The organism is Blautia caecimuris, assembly GCF_024622975.1.
Classification (GTDB): domain Bacteria; phylum Bacillota; class Clostridia; order Lachnospirales; family Lachnospiraceae; genus Blautia_A; species Blautia_A caecimuris.
This window is the reverse complement of record NZ_JANJZT010000001.1, coordinates 166,778-179,766: the sequence shown is the minus strand read 5'-3', so window position 1 is coordinate 179,766 and position 12,989 is coordinate 166,778. Positions and strand designations below refer to the sequence as shown.

The 12,989-nt window shown below is 44.6% G+C and carries 11 protein-coding genes; all 11 read right to left on the bottom strand.

From position 1 onward, the window contains the following. Positions 1-75: 75 nt before the first annotated feature. Positions 76-981 (bottom strand): permease-like cell division protein FtsX, encoded by a 906-nt coding sequence (gene ftsX / locus NSA57_RS00835; RefSeq protein WP_257463719.1) that lies wholly within the window; start codon positions 979-981, stop codon positions 76-78. Further along, positions 971-1,654 (bottom strand): cell division ATP-binding protein FtsE, encoded by a 684-nt coding sequence (gene ftsE, locus NSA57_RS00830; RefSeq protein ID WP_022067129.1) that lies wholly within the window; start codon positions 1,652-1,654, stop codon positions 971-973. Before ftsE ends, ftsX begins: the two co-directional genes overlap by 11 nt. 494 nt (positions 1,655-2,148) lie before the next feature. Further along, positions 2,149-3,237 (bottom strand): PucR family transcriptional regulator, encoded by a 1,089-nt coding sequence (locus NSA57_RS00825; RefSeq protein WP_257463718.1) that lies wholly within the window; start codon positions 3,235-3,237, stop codon positions 2,149-2,151. A gap of 152 nt (positions 3,238-3,389) precedes the next feature. Then, positions 3,390-4,253: a YitT family protein gene (locus NSA57_RS00820; protein ID WP_257463717.1), complete on the bottom strand. Its 864-nt coding sequence runs from the start codon at positions 4,251-4,253 to the stop codon at positions 3,390-3,392. Positions 4,254-4,356: 103 nt separating this feature from the next. Further along, positions 4,357-4,725, bottom strand: coding sequence for a PqqD family protein (locus tag NSA57_RS00815; protein ID WP_147598037.1), 369 nt, complete (start codon positions 4,723-4,725; stop codon positions 4,357-4,359). Continuing rightward, complete coding sequence (locus NSA57_RS00810) at positions 4,725-6,614, bottom strand: OPT family oligopeptide transporter (RefSeq protein WP_257463716.1); 1,890 nt, start codon at positions 6,612-6,614, stop codon at positions 4,725-4,727. The genes NSA57_RS00815 and NSA57_RS00810 overlap by 1 nt, the downstream gene beginning before the upstream one ends. A gap of 316 nt (positions 6,615-6,930) precedes the next feature. After that, positions 6,931-8,628, bottom strand: coding sequence for a peptide ABC transporter substrate-binding protein (locus tag NSA57_RS00805; protein ID WP_257463715.1), 1,698 nt, complete (start codon positions 8,626-8,628; stop codon positions 6,931-6,933). A 118-nt stretch (positions 8,629-8,746) separates the two neighbouring features. Then, on the bottom strand, positions 8,747-9,724 hold the full coding sequence (locus NSA57_RS00800) for an ABC transporter ATP-binding protein (protein WP_147598034.1): 978 nt from the start codon (positions 9,722-9,724) through the stop codon (positions 8,747-8,749). Next, on the bottom strand, positions 9,717-10,724 hold the full coding sequence (locus NSA57_RS00795; protein ID WP_147598033.1) for an ABC transporter ATP-binding protein: 1,008 nt from the start codon (positions 10,722-10,724) through the stop codon (positions 9,717-9,719). Before NSA57_RS00795 ends, NSA57_RS00800 begins: the two co-directional genes overlap by 8 nt. Position 10,725: 1 nt before the next feature. Beyond that, positions 10,726-11,781 (bottom strand): ABC transporter permease, encoded by a 1,056-nt coding sequence (locus NSA57_RS00790; RefSeq protein ID WP_173752087.1) that lies wholly within the window; start codon positions 11,779-11,781, stop codon positions 10,726-10,728. Positions 11,782-11,823: 42 nt separating this feature from the next. Continuing rightward, positions 11,824-12,735 (bottom strand): ABC transporter permease, encoded by a 912-nt coding sequence (locus NSA57_RS00785; protein WP_147598031.1) that lies wholly within the window; start codon positions 12,733-12,735, stop codon positions 11,824-11,826. Positions 12,736-12,989 lie beyond the last annotated feature (254 nt).

Genomic DNA, 12,989 nt, shown 5'->3' with positions numbered 1-12,989 from the left:
TCTTTATTTTCAAAACTCATTTCCGGATGCTGTCCGGACTTTTTATGTATACTGAATATTCCTGAATGCGTTTCCTTATACACGAAGATGTTTTCTCGTTGTCAGGAAGCTTCCGATCAGACCGATTCCGATTCCCAGTGCAAGGCCAATAGGAAGAAGCGTCATATAAATGTCTGTTACCGGAATAAACGCAACCACACCTGTCAGAACATTGAATTTTGTCAGTACATATTCGACTGCCGTGTTATATAAGAAATACAGCGCAACCAGAGGAATCGCCGCTCCCACGATTCCAAGTACCATACCTTCCATTACAAACGGCGCCCGGACAAATCCATCTGTAGCTCCGATATATTTCATAATTCCGATTTCTTCCTTGCGGACAGAGATACCAACGGAAACCGTATTGCTGATCAGGAAAACAGAAATCAGCAGAAGCACTGCGATAATCGCCATAGAAGCGTAAGATACCAGACGGTTAAAGCTTCCCAGAGTCTTTGCCGCTTCCTCTGACTGATTTACCTCACGTACATGATCCAGTCCCTGGATAAAGGCAGACAGCTCATTCTGTTTTTCAATCTGATTCATATAAACAGCATAGTTGGCAGAGTTTACAAGCGGGTTGTCGTCCCGGAATCCCTCTGCTGCCTCAGATCCCTGGAAATACTGATCTTTAAACCCGTTCCAGGCATCGTCTGCAGAAGTAAATACAATTTCCTGCACTTCCGGTCGCTGCCTGATCTGCTCTCCGATCGCATCAATCTGTTCCTGAGTTGTTCCCTCATCAAAAAATACCGTGATCGGCACTTCCTGCTCTACTTTATGAGCAATGTGATCCACATTATTTACAATAGAATAAAAAATACCTACAAGAAAGATGCATGCTGCCATTGTCAGAATTGACGCAATGGAAAACATCCAGTTTCTTTTTATATTCTTAACACCCTGCTTCAGGGTAAACCATATGGTACTAGGCCTCATGATATCCTCCTTCTTTCTCATCGCTGACAATGACGCCCTCATGCATGGTAACAACACGTTTTTTCATGGAGTTTACAATTTCTTTGTTATGTGTTACCACCAGCACAGTTGTTCCGCGCTCGTTGATCTCTGCCAGAAGATTCATGATCTCCTCAGCAGTCTGAGGATCAAGGTTTCCGGTAGGCTCATCTGCAAGGAGAATGTCCGGACGGTTTACAAGAGCTCTGGCAAGAGCCACTCTCTGCTGTTCTCCGCCGGAAAGCTCATCAGGATAGGATTTGTACTTTCCTGCAAGTCCAACCTCCATAAGCACCTCAGGAACACGTTTACGGATCACCTTTCCCGGTCTTCCGATAACGCGCTGGGCAAAAGCGACATTTTCATATACATTTCTGTCTTTCAGCAGACGGAAATCCTGGAATACAACACCAAGCTTTCTGCGGTACTTGGCAACTCTGCTGTGTTTCATTGTTTCCAGACGCTCACCGCTGACGATCAACTGACCGCTTGTGCTGTCAAGCTCTTTCATCAAAAGCTTGATCAGTGTGGACTTGCCGGAGCCACTGCTTCCTACTACAAACACGAACTCTCCTTTATCCACATGTAAGTTCGCATGGTTGACAGCCGGAAGGCCCTTTCCGTATGACTTACTTACATCAATCAGATCTATCATATGTTCCTCCTTTTAGAACAAACCACTGCTTTCTCTTCACAGAAAAATACTGCCATGGGATTCCGGCAGTATCAGTTTGCATCCCGCAAATAAGCATTTTAATGTTTTTGTAACAATGTTGTAACATACTTCCAGCTGAATTTCAAGTGTTTTTTTGAAATCCAAAAGATTTTCATAAAAATTTTACATTCATAGCAGCTATGAAAATTTTGAATATATTGTGAATGATAGAAACACCAGGCGTTTCTTCAGGGGATTATTGTACAGGAAAGGATAAATGAATTCAAGGTTTTCTTTCTATTTTATCTCTGTTTTCCTCCTGCCATAGATTCCATTGTACAGAATCCCGTATCTGCCCATTTATGATTCCTAATTAAAAAGAGGGAGAATTCCGAAGAATCCTCCCCAACTGTTGACATAAAACCAAATAGCAGCTGTTCACATTCTACTATTCTGCAGCGAAATGAACAGTAACACCAAACACATCTGCAGCATCAGTATTCCAGTGTCTCCATATACTTCATATATCTTACAACCATCAGCGCAATTTTAAATGTGATAGCATCCTCAAACACTCTCAGATCAAGTCCTGTGCTTTTCTGAAGCTTATCAAGACGGTATACCAGAGTATTTCTGTGAATATAAAGCTGTCTTGATGTCTCTGACACGTTCAGGCTGTTCTCAAAGAATTTGTCAATTGTGACAAGTGTCTCTTCATCAAAATCATCCGGAGATTTGTTTTCAAAGATCTCTTTGATGAACATTTTACACAGCGGTATCGGAAGCTGATAGATCAGTCTGCCGATTCCCAGGGAGCTGTATGCGATTACGTCCCTGTCGCCGAAAAAGATTTTTCCCACGTCAAGAGCCATTCTTGCCTCTTTATAAGATCTGGAAACCTCTTTCAGCTCACTGACAATCGTTCCATATGCAATATGAGTATCATTTTCCAGCCCGAAGCCCAGGGTATCAAGAATCGCATGAGCCAGCTTATCCATATCGCTGTAACCCTCTCCGTCCTCAAGCTGCTTTACAATAATGATGCTTCTCTCGTCTACTGCTGTGATAAAATCCTTTGTTTTTCCGCCGAAAAAGCTCTTTACTGCTTCCATTGCATTGTGGTCTTTTTCCTGCTGAAGCTCCATGATCATAACAACACGGCGCACATCCGCATCAATGTGAAGCTTCTTGGCGCGGTTGTAGATGTCCACCAGCAAAAGATTATCAAGAAGAAGATTTTTGATAAAGCTGTCTTTATCAAACCGCTCTTTATAAGCAACGATCAGATTCTGTACCTGAAACGCTGCCAGCTTGCCAACCATATAAGTGTCCTCATCGTCACCATGGGCAACCAGAATATATTCCAGCTGATAATCGTCACACACCTTAAAATACTGAAATCCTTTTACAAGCTGACTGTCAGCCTGAGATTCTACAAATGCCTGCACATCCTGCGCCTGAACTGAAAAATCCGAAAATGTAGATGCCAGAACCTTTCCTTCTGTGTCTATAATACAAAACTCGATTCTGGATATTTCTTTTAACCCTTCCAGAGTATTCTGAAGTACCTGATTTGATATCATCTGCAAACATCCCTTCTCATGCATTCTGCATGTCTCTTCTTTTTCCCATAAAGAAACCTGTACATAAAGATATTTTAATACAATATCACCAAAAATAAAAGAGGAAATCGTAAATTTGTTACAAATTTTCAGGTGATTTTTGTGTGTTTTTCCTATCTTTCTATAAATCCTTCTCCATGAACCTCTCTTGCATCGCCTACGATCACGAATGCTTTAGGATCGATTTCGTCAATTTTTTCCTTCAGCTGAACCAGTTCCTTCTTGCCCACCACACAGTAAAGCATCAGCTTTTCCTGCCCGGAGTACATTCCTTTTGCAGAAATTCCTGTTACTCCACGGTCAAGATCGTGAATGATCATTCTTGCAATGGCTTCCGGCTTATCTGTAATAATATGCACTGCCTTTGAAAATTTCAGACCTTCGATCAGGCCGTCCGATACTTTTGTCACAAGATAAACGGCAATGATAGCGTAAAGTCCCTTGCGGATTCCGAACACGTACATACCCACCAGGACAATGGAGCCGTCAATAAACTGCATGATCTGGGCAATGGTATAATGTCTCATATATTTCTGGATAATGGCGGCAAGCATGTCCGTTCCTCCGGTTGTTCCTCCGCCCAGAAATACCAGTCCGATTCCCACACCAAGGATGATCCCTCCATAAACAGAAGAAAGAAGAAGGTCATCAGAAAGCTTCCACTCCGGAAGAACAGCCAACCACATGGTAAGAGTCATATCTCCCACCAGCGCTTTTTTTACGAAGGAAAATCCTTTCAGTTTTGTTGCCAGAATAAAAAGAGGAATATTCAGACTCAGATTTGTCACCCACAGTGGGACTCCGTTTTCTACAATTCCTCTGGTCCACTCCTTTACCAGAATGGCTGCTCCGGAAAATCCTCCTGTGACCAGTCCGCATGCATCAAAGCATGCCTTGATCGCAGTTGCCATCAGTCCTGTACCCAGAAAAATAACCAGATACTCAAGCCATACAGATCTTTTTCCTGCCAGTTTCATATAAAAGCCTCCTCCTGTAGTGATATAACTCTAACGCGATAAAGCGTCCCTTATCCTAAAAGAACGGGAGACGGCCCATGCCGCTTCCCGCTCTTAGTCTGCCCTATTTCTGAGGCATATTTACAAATTTAATAAAATGATAGCTTTCAACAATCTGGAAATACTTGATAATTCTGGGATACAGAGGTTCGGCTGCCTCCCCGAATTCATCTTTTACCAGAAGCGCAATGTCTGTCACTGTACGTTTTCCGTCGACCAGGGGCCAGATAAAGCTTCCCTGAGCATCCAGATGGACCTTGGTAAAGCGCGGTTTGTTAAACACTGTCTGCGCGATCTTGTTCATGATCCCTGTGTTTTCCACTTCAAGGATCACTCTGTCCTTCAGATCTGTATGCCACTTCAGCGACTGATTTTTTTCCGGGATAAGATCCAGATAGTTGATCTGCATACCTTTATCTTTCTTTTTTCTCATCAGGCTTTTCTTTTATTCCATAAGGAGAATTTCAGAAGACCAAGGATCATCAGCGCCATGATCACAACGCCGCCGATATTTCCCAGGTTGATAAATGCAGGAATACTGATTCCGGCAACCGCAAGAATAGCCAGGAAAATACCTACAAGTCCCTCTCCGGCAATCATACCAGCGCAGTACAGGGTACCGTTGGTAACCTGAGATTCTTTTGTCTTGCTGTCAACTTTTTTACGTCCGTCCATAAACATACGAACAACGCCGCCGATCATAATGGTTGTGTTCAGATAAATCGGAAGGTAGAGACCAATTGCAAAAGGCATTACCGGAATTCTTAAGATTTCCAGGCCCAGCGCAAGGAATACACCTACAAATACAAGAGTCCATGGAAGATCTCCGCCCATGATACCCTCAACGATCATCTTCATAAGACCAGCCTGAGGAGCAGGAACCTCTGCAGTACCGTATCCCCATGCAGCGTCAAGAAGATAAAGAACGCCGCCGATTGCAAGACCGGAAACAACAACACCGAGAAGCTCGCCGATCTGCTGTGTCTTCGGTGTTGCGCCAAGGAGGTATCCTGTTTTAAGGTCCTGAGAAGTATCACCTGCAATAGCAGCAACGATACAGATAACGGATCCGATAGCGATCGCACCCTTCATTCCGTCGATACCTGTCTCACCTGTTGCCTTGATGGCAAAGGTAGCAAGAAGCAGTGTGGCAATTGCCATACCGGATACCGGGTTGTTGGAGGAACCGATCATACCAACCATACGGGAGGAAACGGTTGCAAAGAAGAAACCGAATACTACGATCATCAGCGCACCCAGGAAGTTTACCGGGATTGCAGGAACAAACCAGATAATAAATACCATGGCAACGATTCCTGCAAGAATAACGCCCATTGGAAGATCTTTGTCTGTTCTTAAAGTACCGCCGTTCTGGGATCCTTTCATACTCTTCATGGAATCACGGAAAGTAGAAATGATCAGAGGCAGGGACTTAATAAGAGAAATGATACCGCCGGTTGCGATAGCGCCTGCACCGATGTATTTTACATAGTTTGACCAGATTGCTGAAGCGCCGCCCTCTGCAAAAAGCTGGGAAATTGTCACGCCAGCCTCTGCCGGATACAGAGAAATATCAGGTCCGAACAGACAGATCAGCGGAATGATCACCAGCCATCCTACGATGGAACCTACAAACATGAAGGAAGCAATTCTCGGACCAACGATATAGCCAACACCAAGAAGAGCCGGATATACTTCCATACCGATCTCACCCTTAAAGGATTTAAAAGCAACTGCAACGTCTGCCGGGATTACCTTCAGACCGTCTACAATAAATTTGAATGCAGCGGCAATTCCCATACCGGAGAATACAGTAGCTGCATTGGAGCCACCCTCTTCACCTGCAAGAAGTACGTTTGCACAAGCAGTTCCTTCCGGATAAAGAAGAGTTGCATGCTCTTTTACGATCAGAGCATTACGAAGGGGTACCATGAAAAGTACGCCAAGTACACCGCCGCAAAGCGCGATCAGTGTAATTTCTACAAGTCCCGGTTTTTCAGTAAGGCCTTCTTCTGCCCACAGGAACAGGGCAGGCATTGTGAAGATTGCTCCTGCTGCAAGAGACTCACCTGCAGAACCGATGGTCTGAACCAGGTTGCTCTCCAGAATGGAGTTTTTCTTCATAATCACGCGTATAACACCCATGGAAATAACTGCTGCCGGAATAGAAGCAGATACGGTCATACCAACGCGAAGACCAAGATAAGCATTGGCTGCGCCGAATACAACTGCGAGGATCATACCCATGATTACGGATGTCACCGTCATTTCCGGTGTGATTTTTTCAGCCGGAACATACGGTTTGAACTCTTTGTTGTTCATTGATTTCCTCTCCCTTTATTTTTTATTGCGAACCTTTTTTCATTATACTAATTTACGACAGCATATGCAAGTTGTTTTTATACGATAAATATTCAAGTTTATTCTATAAATATACAGGTTTACCTCATTTCACACCTGCATCTGTAAACAATAAAAGCTCCTCTTCTGCTACATTTATTTACGGGATACAGAATCTTCCTGTTTGTCCGGACGGATGCATATACAACAAAAGCGCTGCCCTGCAGATAAATTCCTTACCTGCTTTGCAGCGCTTTTATGTTTGCTTATTTCAGAGAAAAGTCTTTCTCAGATATGCTTATCTTCCGAACTGCATATCGTTGTTTCCGGACTCTGTCTCCCACATTTCAAGCATGTTGATCGGGTCATTGTAGTCTGCCAGCCAGCCTTCACGACAGAAGTCGAATTTACCCTGTTTTCTTTCATCAAGGAATACAGACCACTCACGAGTCTCAACTGTTACGTTGATGCCCAGAGCTGCAAAATCCTGCTGAATGGACTCGCCGATTTTAACATTGCCCTCTGCGTCGTTTGTCAGATATGTCATATTGATCGGAGTATCAGCGGAAAGCATTCCGTTCTCATCGAATTTATAGCCTGCACCTTCAAGAAGCTTTCTTGCTTCTTCCAGGTTCTCCTCGTATGCATTTGGATCAAAGTATCCAACAACGTCTTCCATCGGATATGTGTAAGCATCGTCATTTACACGGAATTCTCCGCCGTTGCCGTCTGCCATACCTGTAGGAATAAAGGTATTTGCAACTTCCTGATCAGCCTGGGCGATTGTGTCAACAATATACTGACGGTCAATGATAAGGTTCATAGCCTTTCTCATGTCAGCAGCCTGCTGTACAGTTTTGCCTTTGAACAGATCGCTGTTTACGTTAAATCCTGCATAGTAGGTTCCAAGGTTCGGAATGTTGTGGTATTCTTCTTTTTCTTTTGCTGTTGCCATCATGTCTGTTGCGATTGTGTCGATAAACTGCAGGGAACCATCTTCAAATGCGTTCCAGATTGCTGTATCATCTGAGCTTAGCATGAACTGAACTTTTTCAAGAGAAACCTCGTCTGCTCTGAAGTAGTTCGGGTTTTTCTCATAAGTCATGGACTCATTGTGTTTCCACTCTGTACATGTCATCGGGCCGGAAGTAACGAATCCAGCCTCAACACACCATGCGCCAGGATTTTCGTCAGCGCCTTCTGCTGCTTCTACACTCTGCTGCGGAACCGGATAGAATGCCGGGAATGCACACAGATCAAGGAAGTATGCACATGGAGCTTTCAGCTTTACAGTAAAGGTATTGCCTGTTCCGGCGATATCAAGTGTATCATCATCTTTTCTTGCAATGATATCTGCCAGGTATGCATAGTCTGCACCAGTATCAGGATTTGCAAGACGGTTCCAGCTGTATACAACGTCCTCTGCATTCAGCTCCTCTCCGTCAGACCATTTCAGACCCTCTTTTAAGGTAAAGGTGTAAGTAAGACCGTCCTCGCTCATCTCATAGCTGTCTGCAAGCTCAGGAACCAGTTCTCCGTCTGCGTTGTAGCTGTACAGACCTGAAAATGCCAGGATTGCAAGGCAGGCACCGTCTACTGTAGAGTTCAGAGCCGGGTCAAGTTTGTTCGGCTCAGATGCGATCTGAAGGCTTAAAGTGTTGTCCGGAGTTTTTGCAAATCCGAAATACTTGAAGCCGAACAGGTTAGAGTAAATGTTCTCTACATCTGTTTTCTGCATGTACACATCATTGTAGTAGTACAGCGGAATGATTGCCCATGTGTTCATAAGCTCATCCTCTGCCTCATGCATCAGAGCTTCACGTTTAACCAGGTCTGTCTCTGTTCTGATTTCTGCGATACGTGCGTCATAGTTCTCCCATGCCGGTGCCGCTTCGCTGGATGGTCCGTGCTCTTCAGAAGCATATACAGTTGCCCCCCCTACGGTGGTCACTGCCATAGCTGCTGCAAGAGCAAGTGCTACGTGTTTCTTCTTCATAAAAATTTCCTCCTGTCTGGATTTTTTATTTACAGCTTTCACTGCAGTTTATACAAACACCACACAAATCCTGCACGGTAATTGTATTCCTATAAATTGTATGTCCCGATATCTGCTTTTATTTGTTAAAGCAGGCCACCATATGTCCGTTTCCTCTGTCTGTCAGTGTCGGGCATTCCTTTGCACAGCGCTCTGTTGCATATTTGCAGCGGGTACGGAACGCGCATCCGGTAGGCATGTTCAGAGGACTTGGCACATCACCCTCAAGAATGATACGCTGACGCTCCTTGGCCATCTTCGGATCCGGATAAGGCACTGCACTTAACAGGGACTGAGTATATGGGTGGATAGGAGATTCATTGAGATCATCTGCATCTGCAATCTCCACGATTCTTCCCAGGTACATAACTGCGATACGGTCAGAAATATGATGAACAACCAGAAGGTCGTGGGCAATAAAAAGATAAGCAACACCCAGCTTCTCCTGAAGCTCTTCAAACATATTTATCACCTGCGCCTGGATGGAAACATCAAGGGCGCTGACCGCCTCATCACATACGATAAATCTCGGTTTTGTTGCAAGGGCTCTGGCAATACCGATACGCTGGCGCTGTCCGCCGCTGAACTCATGAGCGTAGCGGGTTGCATGCTCTGCATTCAGTCCAACCAGCTCCATCAGCTCCAGGATACGGTCGCGGCGCTCGCCTTTGCCGGAGTACAGCTTATGTACGTCCAGAGGCTCTCCGATAATATCCTCTACAGTCATACGGGGATTCAGAGAAGAATAAGGATCCTGGAATACCATCTGCATCTCTTTACGCATATGGCCAATGCTGTTTTTGTCTACTCTTTCTCCGTCAAAAAACACATCGCCGGAGGTAGGTGTATATAATCTCAGAAGAGAACGTCCTACCGTTGTTTTTCCACATCCGGACTCTCCTACCAGTCCCAGTGTTTCACCTGGTTTAATGTTAAAGGATACGCCGTCTACTGCTTTCAGAGGTGTATTTTTCATAAAACCTGTTTTAACAGGAAAATACTGTTTCAGGTTGTTGACCTCAACCAGATATTCTCTTTTATTTGTCACATTACTCATTGTTCTTTCCCTCCTGCTGTGCCTCCATCTGCTCCTTCACACTCATCCAGCAGGAAGCAAAATGTCCGTCAGGCATCTGGATTTCCGGCGGAACCTCCTCGATACAGATTTTCATTGCATTCTCACATCTTGGGCAGAATGCACAGCCCTTCGGCATATTCAGAAGGTTGATGGGGGTTCCCGGAATCGGGATCAGCTTCTCTCCCATACGATCCACGCTTGGAATAGACTTCAGAAGTCCTTTTGTATATTCATGGGCCGGACGGTAGAAGATATCCTCAGCGGTTCCCCTTTCGCAGACACGGCCGCCGTACATGACAATGATCTCATCACACATATCTGCAATGACGCCAAGGTCATGAGTTACCATGATGATGGCCATACCCAGTTTTTTCTGAAGACTCTGCATCAGCTCCAGGATCTGCGCCTGAATGGTTACGTCAAGCGCTGTTGTAGGCTCATCAGCGATCAGGATATCCGGCTCGCATGCCAGAGCCATGGCGATCATAACACGCTGGCGCATACCGCCGGACAGCTCATAAGGATACTGTTTTACACGTTTCTCCGGCTCGTTGACTCCAACCAGAGTCAGCATCTCGATAGCGCGGTCCATTGCCACCTTGCCTTTACGGTCTGTATGAAGCTCAATCGCTTCTTTTAACTGGTTTCCGATAGTAAATACAGGATTCAGACTTGTCATAGGATCCTGGAAAATAATAGAACAGCATTTTCCACGGAACTCTCTCATCTGTTTTTCTGAAAACTTTGTAATATCCTGACCTTTATAAAGAACCTGGCCTTTTTTGATGCTTCCGTTCTTTTCCAGAATCTGCATAATGGAATATGCGGTAACACTTTTTCCGGAACCGGACTCTCCTACGATTCCCAGGATCTTGCCTCTGTCCAGATTAAAGGAAACACCGTTTACCGCCATAACCTCTCCTCTGTCAGTGCGAAAAGAGGTATTTAAGTCTACGACTGAAAGTATATTCTCACTCATCTTAATCCCTCCTCAGTTTCGGGTCAAAGGCATCGCGAAGGCCGTCGCCCAGTAAGTTAAATGCAAGTGTGATAAGACAGATCATAATAGCAGGGAAGATCAGCTTATAAGGATAAGCAGTCAGACCCGCACGTCCTGCATTTGCCAGAGATCCAAGAGAAGGCATCGGAGCCTGTACGCCAAGTCCGATAAAGCTCAGGAAACTCTCTGTAAAAATTGCTGACGGAATCTGAAGAGCGCCTGCTACAATAATTACGCTGACACAGTTGGGAAGAATATGTCTGCGGATGATCCTTCCTGATTTTGCGCCGCTGATCTTGGCTGCCAGTACGTATTCGTTCTGTTTAATGGTAAGGATCTGTCCACGGACCATACGTGCCATACCTGTCCAGTACAGAAGTCCGAAAACAATGAACATGGAGATCATATTCGGTCCCAGCTTCTGAAGGAAAGGAATCGCATCTACGTTCAGCGTTTCCCTCAGCACCACAGAAAGCAGGATCACCATAAGCATATCCGGAAGCGAATATATGATATCTACAATTCGCATCATGATCAGGTCCACCTTGCCTCCGAAGTATCCTGAAATACTTCCGTACAGAACGCCGATGATCAGGACAATGATGCTGGCAAAAAGTCCGACTGCCAGAGATACTCTTGTTCCGTAAATAACACGGACAAAGTAGTCACGTCCCATTTCATCTGTTCCCATAATATGAGGGAATACCTTACCGCCCTCCTCTATGTACTGCTGCTCCAGTTGTGAGTACTGGAAGGGAGCCATATTGGAGGCTGTCTTGTCTCTTCTGCCATTTACAGTAATGATCTGAGAATAGGAATAGGGCACTACATGAGGTACGATCAGGATCATTCCAATGATCAGGATCAGAACGATCAGACTGCCCATAGCCAGCGGATTTCTTCTCAGCTTGCGGAATCCGTCCTTCCAGAAAGAAGTGGACTCGCTCATAACATCCTGCTGTCTTTTCTCTTCATCAGTTGCTTTTTCAAATTTTTTCAAATCAATCTGGAAGCTCAATGGCGACTTCTTCGGCATCTCATCCAGATTTTTACTGGTGTTATCCACGTAGTTTCCTCCTTAATCCAGTTTAATTCTCGGGTCGATCATCTTATATACAATATCAGTGATCAGGTTCATTGTTACCATCAGTACTGCCAGGAAAATCGTAGTTCCCATGATCAGAGGATAATCTCTGTTCGTAATGGCCTCTACAAATTTTGCGCCCAGACCGCCGATAGTAAAGATTTTTTCCACAACAAGGCTTCCTGTAAGAATAGATGCCGTCATGGGGCCTACATAGGTGATAACCGGAATCAGAGAATTCCTGAGCGTATGTTTAAAAATAGTTTTCAGCTGGGACACACCCTTTGCTCTGGCTGTACGGACATAGTCCTGTCCCAGAACATCCAGCATACTGCTCTTGGTCAAACGTGTGATATACGCCATGGGGTAAGCTGCCAGGGCAATTACCGGAAGAAGATAATTCTGATTGTCCGGACTCCACACAGGAACCCATTTCAGAGTCACACAGAATACCAGAAGCAGCAACGATCCGAACACGAAGCTTGGCAGCGACGTAAACAGGGTGGAAAAGAAAATGATCAGCCGGTCAGGAAGATGATTTCTTGTAAGCGCTGCAAGACTTCCGAAGATCAGACCCAGCACAAGGGCAGTAAGGATTGCCATTCCGCCAAGCTTTGCTGAAACTTTAAAGGATTCAAAAATTGTTGTCTTGATGTCTCGGCCTGTTTTTGCGGAAACACCGAAATCTCCATGAGCCAGGTTCTTCATATAGAGAACAAACTGCTCGCCTACCGGTTTGTCCAGATTAAATCTCTTCTCCAGTGCTTCTTTTACTTCCGGAGAAAGTGCTTTTTCACCGTCAAAAGGTCCGCCCGGAATGGCGTTCATGGCAAAGAATGTGATACCACAGACAATAAAAACGGTGACAATAGCGAGAAGAACTCGCTTTGTAACGTATTTTCCCACGTAAATACACTCCTTTTTGTTTTTTCTGACAATATTGAAGGGATGCGCTTTCATTTGTATAATTCAGGATTTCCTTATAAAAAAGTTCCTCTGTTTTCATTTTTTATCACTTTAGTGTAAACATCTGTCCTCTGTTAGCGGACATTCATGGTAAAAAAAATAGAACTCTTTCAGGTTCCTCTCTATCCCTTTATTGCATTTACACATTATATCTGATTTTACAGGATTATTCAACTGTTTTTTTGATGTTAGAA

Coding starts and splice junctions, on each gene's coding strand:
- ftsX (WP_257463719.1), bottom strand. CDS start 981: ATGAGGCCTAGTACCATATGGTTTACCCTGAAGCAGGGTGTTAAGAAT.
- ftsE (WP_022067129.1), bottom strand. CDS start 1,654: ATGATAGATCTGATTGATGTAAGTAAGTCATACGGAAAGGGCCTTCCG.
- NSA57_RS00825 (WP_257463718.1), bottom strand. CDS start 3,237: ATGATATCAAATCAGGTACTTCAGAATACTCTGGAAGGGTTAAAAGAA.
- NSA57_RS00820 (WP_257463717.1), bottom strand. CDS start 4,253: ATGAAACTGGCAGGAAAAAGATCTGTATGGCTTGAGTATCTGGTTATT.
- NSA57_RS00815 (WP_147598037.1), bottom strand. CDS start 4,725: ATGAGAAAAAAGAAAGATAAAGGTATGCAGATCAACTATCTGGATCTT.
- NSA57_RS00810 (WP_257463716.1), bottom strand. CDS start 6,614: ATGAACAACAAAGAGTTCAAACCGTATGTTCCGGCTGAAAAAATCACA.
- NSA57_RS00805 (WP_257463715.1), bottom strand. CDS start 8,628: ATGAAGAAGAAACACGTAGCACTTGCTCTTGCAGCAGCTATGGCAGTG.
- NSA57_RS00800 (WP_147598034.1), bottom strand. CDS start 9,724: ATGAGTAATGTGACAAATAAAAGAGAATATCTGGTTGAGGTCAACAAC.
- NSA57_RS00795 (WP_147598033.1), bottom strand. CDS start 10,724: ATGAGTGAGAATATACTTTCAGTCGTAGACTTAAATACCTCTTTTCGC.
- NSA57_RS00790 (WP_173752087.1), bottom strand. CDS start 11,781: ATGCCGAAGAAGTCGCCATTGAGCTTCCAGATTGATTTGAAAAAATTT.